Source organism: Pirellulaceae bacterium (genome assembly GCA_029243025.1).
Lineage (GTDB): Bacteria > Planctomycetota > Planctomycetia > Pirellulales > Pirellulaceae.
In genome coordinates, this window is record JAQWSU010000023.1 from 47,774 (window position 1) to 63,779 (window position 16,006).

Sequence of the window (16,006 nt, forward strand, 5' to 3'; positions counted from 1 at the left end):
AGATTGGAATTTCAATGACTTCTTCGATCCAAGATGAAATTCAAGATCAACTGCATTCCATACGGGAAGCAGGACTATACAAACATGAACGCGTCATTCTCTCGTCGCAAGCCAACCAAATCCAGGTTGGTGATGGCGCCTTCGTCATCAATTTGTGCGCGAACAATTACCTAGGTCTGTCCGATCATCCCGAAATCGTGCAAGCCGCGCACGAAGGGCTGGATCGTTGGGGATTCGGCATGTCCTCGGTACGTTTCATCTGTGGCACCCAAGAGATTCACAAAACGTTGGAACAAGGCCTGTCGGACTTTCTTGGCACCGACGACACGATCTTGTATCCGTCCTGCTTCGATGCCAACGGCGGATTATTCGAAACATTGCTGGGGCCAGAGGACGCCGTCATCTCCGATCAATTGAATCATGCCAGCATCATCGACGGCGTGCGACTCTGCAAGGCCAAGCGTTACCGCTACGCGAACCGAGACATGGATAACCTCAAGCAACAGCTCCAGCAAGCCGACGCTGAGGGTGCCCGATACAAGCTGATCACGACGGATGGCGTTTTCTCGATGGACGGTTACATTGCTCGCCTCGACAGCATCTGCGAACTAGCAGACGAATTCAATGCGATTGTTCACTTTGACGATTGCCATGCAACGGGTTTTTTGGGAGCAAGCGGCCGCGGCACTCACGAGTATTGTAAGGTGATGGATCGTATCGACCTGACGACCGGCACCTTGGGCAAAGCGATGGGTGGAGCCAGCGGTGGCTATACCAGCGGTCGCAGTCAATTCGTGGAGTTGCTACGTCAGCGATCTCGTCCCTACCTCTTTTCGAATTCTGTTGCTCCTCCAATCGTAACGGCCGCGCTCAAAGCCTTAGAATTGGTAACCCGATCCAACGATTTACGCCAACGACTAGCCAACAATACGCAAACATTCCGGCAAGGCATGGTTGAACTCGGCTTCGAACTATTACCTGGCGAGCATCCAATTGTCCCGATCATGCTGTACGATGCTCATACCGCGGCAGAAATGGCAGATCGTTTACTCAAACGCGGTGTCTATGTGACTAGCTTTTCGTTTCCGGTGGTGCCCAAAGGCAAGGCTCGCATTCGCACTCAATTGTCAGCCGCACACACGTCAGAGGACATCCAGGCAGCGTTGACTGCCTTCGGAGCGGTAAAACAAGAACTGAATCTATGACGAAACTCAACCGGATACCATCTTGCAGCTCCACCACAAATCGCACCACAATGTAATTTGTCGTTATTCGGCGGGTGTGCACCACGCGGACGAATCGATATTGCCATGAACCTGCCGAACTTGGCACCTTGAAATTAGGAAATCCCTCCAGGTTTGCAGGGATTGATGGAATGATCGAATTTCACCCACCCAGTGGTGACGAACTATCTGTCCTGGGTCGAATTGCTGCAGAAACATTCGGCTTCCCCGAGGCGGCATTCGAAAAAGTCGTCGAACGTGTAGGCAGGAACAACCTGCGCGTGGCCAGTAACAAAGCATCGGTCGTGGGCGGACTTGCGATTTATCGGCTTGCCCAGTGGTTCGGTGGCAAAGCCATTCCCATGGCGGGAATTGCATTGGTGTGTGTCCCTCCCGAAAAACGGGCGACAGGGATCTCACGGTTGATGATGTCCTCGTTATTGAACGAACTCTACCAGGACGGGACCCCTTTGGCGACGCTGTTTGCTTCCACGCAACACGCTTATCGAAATGTCGGCTTTGAACAAGCGGGAACGTGGAATCAATACGAAATGGACATGTCACAGATCGGTCATCGAAATTTCCCGCTGCCACTCAATCAGGTTGAGTTGGATCTTGTCAACTTCGACAACCTTGCCCATCAGCGAGCAGCACTCACAAACGGAAACGTAACCCGCACGCCGGGTCTGTGGGATCGATTAATCACGCCCATAAACTCAGCTTATCCAATGCGAGGTTATCTGATCGGTGAAAGCCAAACCCCATCCGGTTACATCATCTTTGAGCAACACATGGGGAACCGTTTTGACGATCGTTACCTTTTCATCCGAGACATGACTGCCTTGACTGGAGATTCGTATCAAAGTCTGGCGGCATTTCTCTATGGGCACCGCCCCATCTTCCCAAAAATCCGCTTCTACGGCGCATCGCTCGATCCTCTCATCGCAACAACTCAAGAAGCTCGTACCAAACCAATTTTCAGTGAACGCTGGATGATGCGAATCATTCATGTCACTCGAGCGCTCACACTGCGAGGTTACAATCCTCACGTCAAAGCGAGCCTCGATTTTTCGCTGTCTGACCCACTTATTGCCGAAAACAATGGCCGTTTCCGTCTTCAAGTGGAAGATGGGAGCGGACAGATCACGCGAGGTGGCAATGGAGAAGTAGAAATGGACATTCGTGGCTTGGCATCGCTATATTCCAGTCTCTTTGACGCTACCACGCTGCAGCAGATGGGTAAACTAACCGGACCAGCAGCTGCCATTCATCGCGCAAATACCATGTTTGCCGGTCCCCAACCCTGGATGCCGGACAAGTTCTAGAGTGATCGATCATGAACGACAAAAAGACTCGTTGCCCGTGGGTCGATCTCTCGAAACCTGACTACGTCGCCTACCACGACGAAGAATGGGGCGTGCCGGTTTACAACGACCAAAAACTCTTCGAATCTTTGACCCTCGAATCAGCACAAGCGGGACTCAATTGGTACACCATCTTGCAAAAACGCGAGAATTACCGCACGGCCTTTTCCGAATTCGATCCGCAACGGGTAGCAAGTTTCACAGAACGACGGGTCACCAAGCTCATGCAAAATGCGGGAATCGTGCGACATCGCTTGAAAATCGAAGCGACCATCAACAACGCAAAGCAATTCATGAAGGTTCAAAATGAATTTGGCTCCTTCGCAACCTTCTTGTGGGAATTTGTAGAAGGAAAACCACGCGTGAATCAGTGGTCTGAATCTGAAGATTCCCCCACAACAACTCGCGAGTCGGACCGGCTAAGCAAAGAACTTAAACGACGTGGATTCAAATTCGTCGGGTCAACAATCTGCTATGCTCACATGCAAGCAACCGGACTCGTCAACGACCATTCATCAAATTGTTTTCGCTACCAGGAAATTATTCAACAATTCGCCTAACGAGATTTGATCATGCATAACTCCATCATCATTTCGCTACTCCTGAGCGTTATCCTGACTTTTCCTGCCCGAGCTGAAAACTCGGCTCGTCGCCTTCTGTACGTGGCTTCTCCAGGCATTCGAAATTACTTGGAATTCGGCGGCCACGGCATTCTGGTTTACGACATGGACAACCACCACCAATTCCTAAGACGAATTCCGATCGGCGGACTCGATGAGCAAGGGAAACCGCTCAATGTGAAAGGAATCTGCGCGAATGCAAAAAGCGAACGGATCTATCTCAGCACACTGCGGCACTTAATCTGCCTTGACCTAACAACCGATGAAATGCTTTGGGAAAAACAGTACGAAGGCGGCTGTGATCGCATGTCCATTTCCCCCAATGGATCATTTATCTACCTGCCAACACTCGAACGAAATCACTGGAAAGTAGTCCGAGGAAGCGACGGCGCAGAAATCACACGCATTTCACCTCACTCCGGTGCTCACAATACAATTGTCGGACTCGACGGCAAGCGAGCCTACCTGGCCGGATTACGTTCCCCCTTACTAACCGTCGCCGACTGCTCCAGCCACAAAGTGCTCAAAACGGTAGGGCCTTTCAGCAACAGCATTCGCCCCTTCACAATCAATGGGAGTCAAACCCAGTGTTTTGTGAATGTCAACGATTTGCTCGGCTTCGAAATTGGCGATCTGCAAACCGGAAAAATGTTGCACCGTGTCGAAGTCAAAGGTTTCTCAACAGGTCCCATCAAACGACATGGCTGCCCGAGTCATGGCGTGGGCATGACACCTGACGAAAAACAGATCTGGTTATCCGATGGAGCAAACAGTCAGATTCATGTTTTTGACGCCACCCAAATGCCCCCGGTGCAAATTGACAGTATCCCGGTACGAGACCAACCAGGATGGGTGACCTTTTCAATCCATGGCGACTTGGCTTATCCATCCACCGGCGAGGTGATCGATGTTGAGTCACGAAAAATCATCGCCAAACTTAGTGACGAAAAGGGTCGTGTGGTCCAAAGCGAGAAAATGTTAGAGATCGACATGTTGGACGGGCATCCCGTCGCGGTGGGAGATCAATTCGGACTCGGACGCCATCGCTCTCCCTAACCGGATTACCCCGGAGATAGCACGGTCGCTTCGTCCGAGTTGAGTCGCTCTTTCGTGTCTTGGAAGAGTGGAACAACCAATTCTCGATGTTGCTGGTTCATAAACTCATGGACATGCGTCCCATATCTCCAAAATCCAGCTTCGATGGGTTCAACCGATTTGACCTCAGCCCGAAAAAACCAAGGCTCCTCAAGCGACCCATCGCCCCCCCAAAAGCCGATCAAAATCGTCGAATCCTTCAGCTTTCGTGGCGAAATCAGACTGATTCCTTGATCGGCCAAATCATAAGTCGAACAAGAAATCAACAAGTCAACAGCGGGTCGCCTGGCCGTCCAAGGAAGAATCACAACCGGGACACACCGCCGGTGTCGCACGTCCAGCCTTGCATCGGAAGTAGTGGCCTGATCCGACTTAATGAGTTGGCAAAGTCGGTGGATCTGTTTTTCAACGCCAAGCAAGTTTTTTTGAGAAAACAAAGAAAACATCGTCAACCGTTTACCAAGTCCGGGAAATGAAGCACGCTTAGCTGAATCCTAGCCCGATCTATCCAAGCAATCGGGAGAAACTGGCTCGTTTTTCCCGCTGGGACCGTCGAAAACCAGAGGACAGGAGAAAAAACCTCAGAACCCGAGCGAACGGTAAGCTGGTCTGAGCAGCTTCCCACCGCGGTCGGCAAGCGCCAAGGAGCGCTCAACATCGTCCGAAACAAAGCGGAGCAATCATCCGCGCACGAAAAAAGCCGGTTTATCACCGGCTTTTATTCATCATCAGCGAGGCCGACGGGACTCGAACCCGCAACCACCGGATCGACAGTCCGGTACTCTAACCAATTGAGCTACGGCCCCTGGTGGATTGAAGTCTCGAATTATACCGCGTGCTTGCCGAGTCGCAAGGTCGCCTAATGCGAAATCTGAGCCGGTTTTCGGTGCGAATTCGGTTTATTGTTACGACCGGCAGGAAACGACAACTCGCCGTCTCAAGCGGCAATTAAGCGGCAACGGAGCCCCATCCTCCATCGGCGCGTCAAACCAACCTAACCTACCCCAAGGACGCAGACCACGCATTCCTCAGGCCATGTACTAGACTTGCGATAAAGCCAGCTTCGGCCGGAGCCTTATTGAAATGGACCGCTTTCAACAAATTATAAGTAAGTCATCGATCATGCTCGATCGCATGGATCTGAATGATTGGATGATCCTGGCCTGCATCGTGTTTGTGATGAGCTTTTTCTGCCTCCGCGGTTTTGGCTCCCGACACGACTACTAGGTGCCAACAGTCGAACTCCGGCAGCAAGCAGACACTGGCCCTCAGACACTGGCCCTCAGACACTGGGGGGCCGCCGCGGGCTACCTACCAGATGCCCAGCTCGGGGTTGTAACCATACTCTTCGGCCAACTTGAAGTCCGCGTTTGCCTCTTCCGTCCGCCCAAGCGCCTCGTAGACCAAGGCTCGATGTTGGTAAAGCACGGCCAGACTTTCGTCGACCTGCCGTTCCTGCCGTACGAGCAGCCGTTCATCACCTCCCTGCTCCAACCAGGTTTCCCGCTGCATGGCGGCGTTGGAGCGGTCGTCTTCCGACATTTGTAGGGCGAGTTCCATATCAACCAAGGCCTGCTCAAAATTGCCAGTCTGATAGAACAAGTAGCCACGTGTGTCCAAAAAAGCCGGATTGTCCTCCGTCCCCAAAGCCTCGAATGCGGCTTGGATGTCGTCCAAACCCTTCTGAGGCTCAAGTTTGGCCAGCGCCCGTCCGTAGGCCCGCGTGTTGAGAGCCACGGCTCGCTCGAGGGCATTTGTAGATTCTTCAACCATTCGATCCGCATCGGCGAGTGCCAGTTCGTGCTGGCCCATCCGCTGGTAGACCAAGAGTCGCTGCATCAAACCATCGACAAATCCAGCCCCATTCAGCTGCAGCGTGCGTTCACAATCCTCCAAACTTCCAGAAACATCGTTTTGCTGCAGACGAATCCCGGACCGTTGGAGGTACAAGCTGGAATGATCGGGAGCCCATTGGATTGCCTGATCGAGATAATTACTCGCGGATTCGAGATCCTCATTCAGAACCGACTCTTTCGCAGCCGCCTGCAGCCAGCGGGCAACTTCATGCGGAAAGCCCATCACCAAAAGCGGGCCCAAAACCAGCAACAGGCACAGAATGATGGCAATCCAGCCACCAAACCGCATCGGTTTTTCCACGGAGGAAGGGGGATGAAGGCCAGTTGGACCGATCTGCTTGGGGTCGTCCATCGCGGTATTTCTTCAGCCTAACCCAGATAAATGAGGTAGATCCGCAACGTGTGTCAAAGGTACGACAATCGCGCTCAAGCGGAAAACTTGTAAGCTACTTCTGAAGTGTGGCATCGACAAGCCCACCACCTCAGGTAGAATCTCTAGCACTTTCGGACAACTGACCCTACGGGGCATCTGTGCCTCATCTTACATTGGCACCAGCGACGCAATGCCACCCGACGGTTGTCGCAAAACTCGCTTTTGAGGACGTTGGAGATTGGACGATGCCGTTATATGAAATTGAGACAACGGCCCACATCATTATCACGTGGGCCGACAGCGAAACAGACGCAACAAAGGTGGTCAATGACGCCTATCCGAGCGACGAAGTGATTCGGATGACGAAGCGACCGCGGGATACCTGGGTTATTTCGAAAGCAGCCTTGGGAATCGCTGACGAAGTCGATCCGTGTTCTGTCGCTCGCGACTGCTTGGCCAAAGCGGCCGGTGATAAAGTTCACGCAATCCGTCTGTACATGCAGGAAACGGGCGTTGACCTACCGGCAGCCCGCAAGGTGATCGAGTCCAATATGGTGATGGGCTGGTAGTCACATCTAGAAATCAACAGTGCAAATAAGCAGCCGATTGATCGTCGATTCGCTGAGGCCAACGGGCCTGATTCTTTCCAGGCGAATCGCCGACGTGGGAAAGCGATTTACAAAGCTGGCCAGGTGACGCGATTCGACTAGGAGGTTTTTCATGTCGATGTTCTCATTAGAAGGGCACGTGGCTCTGGTAACCGGTAGCTCGACGGGCTTGGGAAAAGCAACCGCTCTCGCTTTGGGAAAAGCGGGTGCGAAGGTTGCCGTCAACTACTTCAACAATGACCAGCGTGCGAATGCCACCTTAGCGGAGCTCGAAGAGGCCGGTGTCGAGTGCATCCTCGTGAAGGCCAACGTAATCGACGAAGCAGACGTCGACCGTATGTTCACCGAAATCGAAGCGAAGTTAGGCCCGGTCGACATCCTGGTCGTCAACGCCACCCCCGATCAACCGTTGAAACCTATCGAAGAATACGATTGGGAATTCTACCAGCAGATGCTCGACTTCTTCATCAAGAGCCCCTATCTACTTACTCGTCGAGCCCTCACGAGCATGAAGGCAAAAGGCTGGGGACGAATCGTCAACATTACGAGCGAAGTGTTCCACCGCAGCGTCTCTCCATTCAGCGCTTACGTGGCAGCCAAAGGTGGACAAATTGGTTGGAGTCGCAGCATGGCAACGGAACTGGCTCCCTTCGGCATCACGGTTAACACGGTCGCCCCCGGCTGGATCCCCACCGAGCGACACGAAACGGACCCACAAGAAATGAAGGACGGCTATTTAGCAATCGTCCCAATGGGTCGCTGGGGTTTGCCGGAAGATGTCGCTTACGCGATCGTCTACTACTCTAGTGAAGAAGCATCCTTCGTCACTGGCCAGACGATCTGTGTGAACGGTGGCAACACCCCTTGGTGATTGCAAGCTACCGATAAGAAGGCGAGAGACGTCGCGAGTCCGCTTCTGATTCCCAGCCGTCGTTCCGATAGTTCGCTTCGCCACTGGGAGCAAGATTGCGTTCCTGCGGCGGATAAGAGGCGGGTGCGACACCCGCCTGCGGTGGAGCATAATCGCCACCTGAAGTTGAGTAACTCGTCGGTGGCGTCTCCCTGCGACTCTGGTCGCTCTCCGAGCTGCTGCCATAACCTTGAGTGCTTCCTGGCCGCCAGGGACGCGGAGTCCGCCGGGGTCGGGCAGCACGCGATGCGGGCTGGGAATAGTCCGGAACCAAGGTCGCCGCAGGCTGACCAGCAGGAGCAATCGAATCCTGGACGGCATCCCCGTCAACTCCCTGATATCCACCTACGCGATCGGTTGATACGTCCGCATACGGGCCCGCTGAATCATAAGGATTAGGCGAATCGGTTGTGGGCAAATCATAATCGACCGGTGCACCCGAGTAATCGCCGGGGACCTGCGTCTCATCTTCTCGACCATACACCTTTCCGACAGCATTCTGTGCGGCACCAATCGCGTTGCCGTAACCGTCTTTAGCCGTCTCGGACAGGTTCTCGTAACCCGATTCGACCGAGTCGCGAAGATCCTGAACTTTCTCGCGAGTATAGCCATTCACATCATCCTGGAAGCGATCGGCCGAATCCGTAATCGCGGTGGCACCGTCGCGAATCCGCGCATTCACACCGTCTTTCAAACGCCCGTAGTTTTCACGTAAACCTGAGTCCCCATCGCCTAAATCATCGACAGGATCCATCGCGTATGGCTCCGCGATCGTTTCGGCGTTTTCTCGCCCAATCTGTTCGAAATCCGCATTCGCTGAAGCCGCAATGGTGCCACCTTGTTCCGGCTCTCGACCGTAAGGCGTTGCATAATCTCTGTAAGGCTCTGAACTGTAAGGCTCTGAACTGTAAGGCTGAGCGGCCGCTCGTTGATCGGCGACCGATTCTGAGTCATTCGTGGCCGCGTAGTTCTCATCATAGAAACCCTTCTGGGTCCCACCGACAGAGCCTTCGGTTGAGCTTTCCGAACTGACCGCGTAACTCTCTTCGCTCGTACTACTCGACTCACCGCTATACGGTGACGAGTAACCCGTGCTAGGATAAGCCTCGCTTGCCTCGGAATTCGGCTTCACTTGCTCGCCCGTCGAAACCACTTGCGGGGTAGCCCCCGACGAAGGTGTGGGCAGAGCTGCCGAATCCGCTTCACTTTCCCATCCAGAAAACGATTCGTCTTCGCTGGCTCCCACCCAACCCATGCCGGGAACTCGCGCCAAACCATTTCGCGTGGTTTGACAACCGACGGAGAACATGACAGCGCTTACGGCGAGGACCACTGCGCATCGTGCGGGGTGGTACAACATGAATCGCATGATTTCAGCCTCTTGCGGATAATTCAACGAACTGCTTGACGAAATGGCAAGCGACGTGGCTCGTTGAAGGTAATTAACGAAAGTGAAAAGTCGATGAGCCGTTTTGAAGCTATTCGGACACGGAACGCCAAATTCACTAGCTAATCCTCAAACTTTTGCTGACTCGCATGACCATTTCTGGCGTCGAGCGCGGCGGGATGATACGCGGCGACGGAATTCTGGTCAAGCGAAGAACCGAAAAGTTTGGGCACGTGCTTTCATAGGCAGCACGAATGGCTGGCAGCACGCCGCTATTCGAATCAAAATGCAGCCCCAAACAGCATCACACCATCCCCCTTCGCCAACGGCTAATGCTTGCTGGCTAAGATAAAACCAGCATTGATAGCAAAAAAAAAAGGAACCTTTCCCCATTGGCAAAGGCTCCCGTTGTTAAATCAATTGCCGCAACGCGGCAGCACTCATTTTGCAGCTGCGAACCGCTTGGCAACCTCATCCCAATTGATCACGTTGAAGAAGGCGGCCACATAATCGGGCCGTCGATTTTGATACTTCAAGTAGTAGGCGTGTTCCCAAACGTCCAACCCTAACAAGGGAACACGACCATCCATCAAAGGACTGTCTTGATTCGGGGTGCTCTCAACCAACAACTTTCCACCGTCAATGCTGAGCCAAGACCAGCCGCTGCCAAATCGCGTCGCCGCGGCACCGGAGAAGGCTTCTTTAAACCTTTCAAATCCGCCCAAATCAGCTTCGATCGCGGCAGCCAAGTCACCAGACGGCGTCCCCCCCCCGCTGGCGGATAAAATGGTCCAAAACAACGAGTGATTCGCATGGCCGCCACCGTTGTTGCGGACGACGTTGCGGATGTTCTCTGGAACTGAACTGAGTCCGGAAATCAAATCTTCAATCGATTTGCTTTCGAGATCTGTACCAGCGATCGCGTCGTTGACTTTGTTGATATAAGCTTGGTGATGTTTCGAATGGTGGATCTCCATCGTTCGAGCATCGATGTGGGGCTCGAGTGCATCGTACCCGTAGGGCAATTCAGGCAATGAATAGGCCATTGTCTTTTCCTGTCTGTCAATTCAAACCGTCAAGAATGGATTGCGAACAACAAACCCTGACGTCGGGCCGTCGGCAACGCATCGCACCATGTAGTATTTCGAGGACGCCAGAGCGTTATTCATTTTGGCAAGTAGAGTAACGCATGTCCGAATCGGCGAGGATACCGCATCCGCCCTAACCTGACAATGAGGGCAGAGAGCGAACTCTTTGCCGGCCTGCCAAAGCTCCCCCATGCGTACTCTGTTAGCCAACCTTTTCCCTGGCTTTCTCCCAGATTGAACCGTGGCCAAGAATCCACATGGACGACCATGAATCGCTCTTCTCTGCTGATTTTGGTCGGCGATCCGGAAAATAGGGATCAGAACGGGGCAAATCAGAAAGTCAGAAAAACTTTCAGATCCCAGCCAATTCGCCTGCCACCATCTCCGCCTGCAGCAGAACACGACCCAGCAAAACCTTCTGCAGCGAACGGTCAGCAACGGCCACGATCAACTCCCGGTAGATTTTCTCCGCGAAGTGTCGTAAATCGATGCAATCACTCGACCCACACTAGCTGTGCCAGCAACTTCTCTACTCTCGATCAAATTGAAGTTCTTGACGATGACGTCCGATTTTAGGAAGTGCGCGGATTCACCCGGCACATCCCACATCCGGCAAATACTCATGCGACGAAGTAACAATCGAGATGATCGACGGCGGCGAGTTCTCTCGGACGAGCGAATGATGTCGTCAGATCGGGAGCACCTCCATCAAGAGGAGGCTGCGCCCAAAGGGGGCCCTGCACCCCGGTACTCCGACGCGGCCCGCGTGGATCAACAACCGCGAGTCTGCGACTTTCTACCGATCCGTCTATGGACATTGTTTCTCTGGTTTCTGATGGGCACAACTTTCGTTGTGGGACATGCAACGCTGTTCGCCGCCGAAAAAATCTACGGCCTGCATGCGGGAATCGATTTGACCCCGATGCGTCTGACCGGGCCACAAACATTATCCAGTTGGTCTTCCTCGTTTTTATTGATGGTGTCGGCCGTGATCGGAGCGATCATTGTCCAATTCCGTCGACATCGCATCAATGACTATCGCGGAGAATACCGCATTTGGTATTACTTCGTGCTCGCACTCGTGGTCGCAAGCATCAACGCTTCGATCGGTGGCCACCAAATTGCCTGGCATGCGACCCATCAGGCGACCCAATCGCTCGATATCAGCCATGCCGAGATTTGGATAAACGGCTTAATTTCGGTCTTCCTCTCCTGCGTGGGAATTCGGTTGCTGCTAGAAATTCGAGACTCTCGTGGTACGGTGATTACAGGCCTGGCTACGGCATCGATTTACGGCGTGAGTTGGTTAATTGCTTTGGATGTCATTCCCCTGGCGACCGCTGAGCTTACCGTCCTGACTGCTGGAATGGCGAGACTCATGTCTCATTTCCTGCTAATGATGACCCTGGTTGTCTACGCGAGATACGTCTTCCTGGACGCACAGGGCAAAATCAATCACAGGGCAGTGAAGAAATCTCCCCAGAAACGAACGGCATCTCCGAAGAACAAGACCGCGAGTGCAAAAGCCAAAAAGGCCTCCTCGACAAAAACTCGAAGTGCAAAGAAAGCGGAAGTCCCCGCGGTCCAAACGGCCGATCTCACCCCGGCGTCATCTGAACAATTCGACGAGGAATTGGAGCTGAGTGACGAGGAATCGGCTTCCACACTGAAGTTAAATAAGGCAGAACGTCGGCGAATGCGGAAACAAAAGCGCCGTGATCGACGCGCCGCTTAAGCGAACGGACATCAACTCGCACACCGGCACTTCTTGAGTTCGAGTTTTCTTCGTAGAATCTGCTCTTCGTTGTTTCGATTGCGTCACCGATCTCGCATTCGAACATTCCCCTTCGCTGACCCAACGCCGCGAGCATCCTGATGAAGGTTCGAACCCGTTTTGCCCCCAGCCCAACCGGCTATTTGCACATTGGCGGCGTCCGCACGGCCCTTTTCAACTGGCTGTTTGCGAGACATCATGGCGGACAGTTTATCCTCCGCATCGATGACACGGATCAACAGCGTAATGTGGAAGCCGCATTGCAACCCATTTTAGATGGTTTTCGCTGGCTCGGGCTCGACTGGGATGAGGGGCCGGGTATCGAGGGACCGTTTGCGCCTTATTTCCAATCAAAACGATCTGACCGTTATCGCGAAGCTGTCACACAATTGATCGCCAGCGGTGCAGCCTACCACGATTACGCCAACCCAGAGGAGATCCAGGCGGAACGCGAGGCTGCCGAGAAGGAGAAACGTCCTTTTTCATACAGTCGTACCTGGATGGCTGAAACGGATGCCCAACGATCGCAATTCGAGAGCGAAGGTCGCCAACCCGTTGTACGACTTAAAATGCCTCGAGCGGGTGAGTTAACAATCCCCGACATCATACGAGGCGACGTCACGTTCGAGTGGTCTCGTGAACAAGATCACGTTATCCAGCGCAAGGACGGCACATGCTTGTACCACCTGGCCACTGTCGTCGATGATGCCGATTTTGAAATCACTCATGTGATTCGTGCGGAGGAACACCTTTCGAATACACCGCGGCAAATTTTCATCGCCCAATCACTTGGCCTGTCATTGCCAACCTTCGCTCACGTGCCCTACGTCGCAGAACCTGGTAGCCGCACGAAACTGAGTAAACGCAAGCTGAGCAAATATCTCAAGAATCGGGACTTCGCCACCCTGAACAACTTAGGTTTGAACATCGCTCAGAAAACCGGCTTCACACCGGAAGCAGATACCTTCAATCCGGTGATCGTTGATTTCTACGAACAAGTTGGATTCTTGGCCGATGCCGTCGTCAATTATCTACTGTTGCTTGGATGGTCACTCGATGATCGAACGGAATTCTTTTCGCGTGCTGAGATGATCGAACAGTTCTCTCTCGAACGCGTCAACAAATCACCGGCCAGTTTCGATTGCCAAAAGCTCATGGCGTTTGAAAAACATTATCTCCAGGAACTACCCATCAAGCAGAAAGTCACGCTCGTTTTGCCATTCTTACAAAAGGCAAATTGGGTCTCAACACCGCCCCCCTGTGGCATCAGCGAAAAACTGCAAAAGATCGTGACCGCTGCCGGTGATCGAATCACCATCGCCGGTGACATTCTTGAATTCAGCGAGTTCTTTTCAGATGACCATCGCTTTGAATACGACGAAAAAGCCTACGCAAAGCGACTGACAAAAGCTCCAGAATCGGTCGAATTGCTGCAACAGTTTACAGAGATCCTGCGCAACGCGAACAGCTTCGCTGCTACGGACCTGGAAAAATTACTCAAGGACTTTGTTGCGGATCGAAACGTTAAGATCGGTCAGATTATCCACGCGCTTCGAGTGGCAGTCACGGGCAAGGCCGTCGGCTTTGGCATGTTCGAAACCCTGGAAATCCTGGGTAAGGACAGTTCGATCCTCCGTATTGACCGGACGCTTCAGAAACTGAACGAACAAACCGACTGACATACAACCTCGTCAATTTCGCGCAGACTTGGTATAAACCGCCGCGTTACCACGACTTCCCAACCGACACCGCCCATCCAGCTATAAGGAATTCGGAGCATGCCTTCCGATCACTCGCCCGAATCGGCCGAACCATCGAACTATTTAAATTTCATCGAGCAAATAATCGTCGCGGACAACGAATCAGGTAAGCACAACGGGCGAGTTCACACACGGTTCCCACCTGAACCTAACGGCTATCTACACATCGGACATGCAAAAAGCATCTGCCTAAACTTCGGTTTGGCCAAAAAGTACGGTGGCCAATGCAACCTAAGATTTGACGACACTAATCCTACCAAAGAAAGCGACGAGTACGTCGAAGCCATTCAAGCGGATGTCCGCTGGTTGGGATTCGACTGGGAAGACCGCTTGTTCTTTGCCTCCTCTTATTTCGACCAGTTGCACGACTGGGCCGTTCAACTAATTCAAGATGGAAAAGCATTTGTGTGTGATCTCAACGGAGATGAGATCCGTGAGTATCGCGGCAGCTTGACGGAACCAGGCCGCGAAAGTCCTCATCGAGACCGATCGGCCGAAGAGAATCTCGATCTGTTTGCCAAAATGAAGGCGGGTGAATTCCCCGACGGATCGCGCACCCTTCGCGCAAAAATTGACATGGCTTCGCCCAACCTTAACATGCGAGACCCAGTCATGTATCGGATCTTGCATGCCCCTCACCATCGCACGGGTGACAAGTGGTGCATTTACCCCATGTACGATTTCACGCATGGACAATCCGATTCAGTCGAAGGAATCACTCACTCGATCTGCACATTAGAATTCGAAGACCATCGACCGCTCTACAATTGGTATGTGGAACAATTGGAAATTTTTCATCCACAACAAATTGAGTTTGCCAGGCTTAATCTGACTTTCACGGTCATGAGCAAGCGGAAACTATTGCAACTGGTAACCGACGGTCACGTCGATGGCTGGGATGATCCGCGAATACCAACCATCAGCGGGTTGCGACGACGCGGCTACACACCGGAATCCATTCGCAAATTCTGCGAGACAATCGGCGTGGCAAAATTCAACAGTACGATTGACATTCATGTGCTGGAAAACAGTGTACGTGAACACCTCAACAAGACAGCGGCTCGCGTCATGGCGGTCACGAAACCAATCAAGCTCGTGATCACTAACTACCCGGAAAATCAAACCGAAGAACTGACTGCGATTAACAACCCTGAAGATGAAACGATGGGCTCGAGAGCATTACCGTTTTCTCGTACGCTGTACATCGAACAAGATGACTTCCGCGAAGACCCACCAAAAAAATTCTTCCGACTCGCTCCTGATCGCGAGGTTCGGCTACGCTACGCCTATATCATCAAGTGCACCGAAGTCATCAAAGATCCCGACACAAATGAAATCCTGGAAATCCACTGCACCTACGACCCGGAAACAAAGAGTGGCATGGCTCAAGCAAAACGCAAAGTAAAGGGCACCATTCATTGGGTCTCCGCAGAACATTCACTGCCTGCTGAGATTCGACTTTACGATCATCTTTTCTCGCAACCAAATCCCGATGAAGGCGACAATTTCCTGACAAACCTCAATCCCAATTCATTAGAAACCTTGTCGGAAAGCCGTGTTGAACCGTCCTTAGCCGCAGCCTCATCGGGCGACCGCTACCAATTCGAGCGACGCGGCTATTTTTGTGTCGACCCCGATTCAAAATCGGATGCACTCGTTTTCAACCGCACGGTTCAATTGCGCGACACTTGGGCAAAAATAGCGAAAAAGACAAAATGAGCCACGGTCGCTCGTGCGGCACGATCCGTTTCGAGCAAAAGCGCTGCTGCCCAAAGGATCATCGATAGCCCCGGGGGATCAAAACCGTCGCAGACAAGCAAACGCACCTCCTCACTGCACCTCCTCACTGCACCTCCTCACTGCACCTCCTCACTGCACCTCCTCACTGCACCTCCTCACTGCACCTCCTCACTGCACCTCCTCACTGCACCTCCTCACTGCACCTCCT

At 52.8% G+C, this 16,006-nt stretch carries 14 protein-coding genes and 1 tRNA gene; 10 read left to right on the forward strand and 5 right to left on the reverse strand.

Annotated elements, in window-relative coordinates; all coding sequences use genetic code 11:
- The first annotated feature begins 14 nt into the window (after positions 1 to 14).
- The 4 genes from kbl (at position 15) to P8N76_11080 (ending at position 4,263) form a co-directional block, all read left to right on the forward strand.
- The gene (gene kbl / locus P8N76_11065; protein ID MDG2382203.1) at positions 15 to 1,205 is read left to right on the forward strand and encodes a glycine C-acetyltransferase; all 1,191 of its coding nucleotides are present in this window, start codon (positions 15 to 17) and stop codon (positions 1,203 to 1,205) included.
- Between the two features lie 170 nt (positions 1,206 to 1,375).
- Positions 1,376 to 2,548: a GNAT family N-acetyltransferase gene (locus P8N76_11070; protein MDG2382204.1), complete on the forward strand. Its 1,173-nt coding sequence runs from the start codon at positions 1,376 to 1,378 to the stop codon at positions 2,546 to 2,548.
- A gap of 11 nt (positions 2,549 to 2,559) precedes the next feature.
- Entirely contained in the window at positions 2,560 to 3,147 is a 588-nt protein-coding gene (locus P8N76_11075; GenBank protein ID MDG2382205.1) for a DNA-3-methyladenine glycosylase I, read from the forward strand.
- 12 nt (positions 3,148 to 3,159) lie between these two features.
- A complete protein-coding gene (locus P8N76_11080; GenBank protein ID MDG2382206.1) occupies positions 3,160 to 4,263 on the forward strand; it encodes a hypothetical protein in 1,104 nt (367 codons plus the stop codon).
- 5 nt (positions 4,264 to 4,268) lie between these two features.
- Here the strand turns inward: P8N76_11080 and P8N76_11085 are convergent, their stop codons facing one another.
- The gene (locus P8N76_11085) at positions 4,269 to 4,748 is read right to left on the reverse strand and encodes a hypothetical protein (GenBank protein ID MDG2382207.1); all 480 of its coding nucleotides are present in this window, start codon (positions 4,746 to 4,748) and stop codon (positions 4,269 to 4,271) included.
- 286 nt (positions 4,749 to 5,034) lie between these two features.
- Positions 5,035 to 5,108: transfer RNA gene (locus P8N76_11090), tRNA-Asp, on the reverse strand.
- 277 nt (positions 5,109 to 5,385) lie between these two features.
- Here P8N76_11090 and P8N76_11095 point away from each other — a divergent pair.
- A complete protein-coding gene (locus tag P8N76_11095) occupies positions 5,386 to 5,529 on the forward strand; it encodes a hypothetical protein (protein ID MDG2382208.1) in 144 nt (47 codons plus the stop codon).
- Between the two features lie 84 nt (positions 5,530 to 5,613).
- Here the strand turns inward: P8N76_11095 and P8N76_11100 are convergent, their stop codons facing one another.
- Entirely contained in the window at positions 5,614 to 6,510 is an 897-nt protein-coding gene (locus P8N76_11100) for a hypothetical protein (protein MDG2382209.1), read from the reverse strand.
- Positions 6,511 to 6,776: 266 nt separating this feature from the next.
- Here P8N76_11100 and P8N76_11105 point away from each other — a divergent pair, with 266 nt between their 5' ends.
- Positions 6,777 to 7,100, forward strand: a complete 324-nt coding sequence (locus P8N76_11105) for a hypothetical protein (protein MDG2382210.1) — start codon at positions 6,777 to 6,779, stop codon at positions 7,098 to 7,100.
- Positions 7,101 to 7,251: 151 nt separating this feature from the next.
- Complete coding sequence (locus P8N76_11110; GenBank protein MDG2382211.1) at positions 7,252 to 8,010, forward strand: 3-oxoacyl-ACP reductase FabG; 759 nt, start codon at positions 7,252 to 7,254, stop codon at positions 8,008 to 8,010.
- A 7-nt stretch (positions 8,011 to 8,017) separates the two neighbouring features.
- On the opposite strand, the gene P8N76_11115 is transcribed toward P8N76_11110, so the two are convergent.
- Positions 8,018 to 9,418, reverse strand: a complete 1,401-nt coding sequence (locus tag P8N76_11115; protein ID MDG2382212.1) for a hypothetical protein — start codon at positions 9,416 to 9,418, stop codon at positions 8,018 to 8,020.
- 458 nt (positions 9,419 to 9,876) lie between these two features.
- On the reverse strand, positions 9,877 to 10,482 hold the full coding sequence (locus P8N76_11120; protein MDG2382213.1) for a superoxide dismutase: 606 nt from the start codon (positions 10,480 to 10,482) through the stop codon (positions 9,877 to 9,879).
- A gap of 664 nt (positions 10,483 to 11,146) precedes the next feature.
- Between P8N76_11120 and P8N76_11125 the strand changes: the two genes are divergently transcribed.
- The 3 genes from P8N76_11125 (at position 11,147) to P8N76_11135 (ending at position 15,777) form a co-directional block, all read left to right on the forward strand.
- Positions 11,147 to 12,259, forward strand: a complete 1,113-nt coding sequence (locus P8N76_11125) for a hypothetical protein (GenBank protein ID MDG2382214.1) — start codon at positions 11,147 to 11,149, stop codon at positions 12,257 to 12,259.
- A gap of 140 nt (positions 12,260 to 12,399) precedes the next feature.
- Positions 12,400 to 13,977, forward strand: coding sequence for a glutamate--tRNA ligase (gltX, locus tag P8N76_11130; protein MDG2382215.1), 1,578 nt, complete (start codon positions 12,400 to 12,402; stop codon positions 13,975 to 13,977).
- Positions 13,978 to 14,076: 99 nt separating this feature from the next.
- Positions 14,077 to 15,777, forward strand: a complete 1,701-nt coding sequence (locus P8N76_11135; GenBank protein ID MDG2382216.1) for a glutamine--tRNA ligase/YqeY domain fusion protein — start codon at positions 14,077 to 14,079, stop codon at positions 15,775 to 15,777.
- Positions 15,778 to 16,006 lie beyond the last annotated feature (229 nt).

Bases quoted from the DNA above. Each gene is read 5' to 3' on its own strand.
- kbl (MDG2382203.1), top strand. From the start codon at position 15: ATGACTTCTTCGATCCAAGATGAAATTCAAGATCAACTGCATTCCATA.
- P8N76_11070 (MDG2382204.1), top strand. From the start codon at position 1,376: ATGATCGAATTTCACCCACCCAGTGGTGACGAACTATCTGTCCTGGGT.
- P8N76_11075 (MDG2382205.1), top strand. From the start codon at position 2,560: ATGAACGACAAAAAGACTCGTTGCCCGTGGGTCGATCTCTCGAAACCT.
- P8N76_11080 (MDG2382206.1), top strand. From the start codon at position 3,160: ATGCATAACTCCATCATCATTTCGCTACTCCTGAGCGTTATCCTGACT.
- P8N76_11085 (MDG2382207.1), bottom strand. From the start codon at position 4,748: ATGTTTTCTTTGTTTTCTCAAAAAAACTTGCTTGGCGTTGAAAAACAG.
- P8N76_11095 (MDG2382208.1), top strand. From the start codon at position 5,386: ATGGACCGCTTTCAACAAATTATAAGTAAGTCATCGATCATGCTCGAT.
- P8N76_11100 (MDG2382209.1), bottom strand. From the start codon at position 6,510: ATGGACGACCCCAAGCAGATCGGTCCAACTGGCCTTCATCCCCCTTCC.
- P8N76_11105 (MDG2382210.1), top strand. From the start codon at position 6,777: ATGCCGTTATATGAAATTGAGACAACGGCCCACATCATTATCACGTGG.
- P8N76_11110 (MDG2382211.1), top strand. From the start codon at position 7,252: ATGTCGATGTTCTCATTAGAAGGGCACGTGGCTCTGGTAACCGGTAGC.
- P8N76_11115 (MDG2382212.1), bottom strand. From the start codon at position 9,418: ATGCGATTCATGTTGTACCACCCCGCACGATGCGCAGTGGTCCTCGCC.
- P8N76_11120 (MDG2382213.1), bottom strand. From the start codon at position 10,482: ATGGCCTATTCATTGCCTGAATTGCCCTACGGGTACGATGCACTCGAG.
- P8N76_11125 (MDG2382214.1), top strand. From the start codon at position 11,147: ATGCGACGAAGTAACAATCGAGATGATCGACGGCGGCGAGTTCTCTCG.
- gltX (MDG2382215.1), top strand. From the start codon at position 12,400: ATGAAGGTTCGAACCCGTTTTGCCCCCAGCCCAACCGGCTATTTGCAC.
- P8N76_11135 (MDG2382216.1), top strand. From the start codon at position 14,077: ATGCCTTCCGATCACTCGCCCGAATCGGCCGAACCATCGAACTATTTA.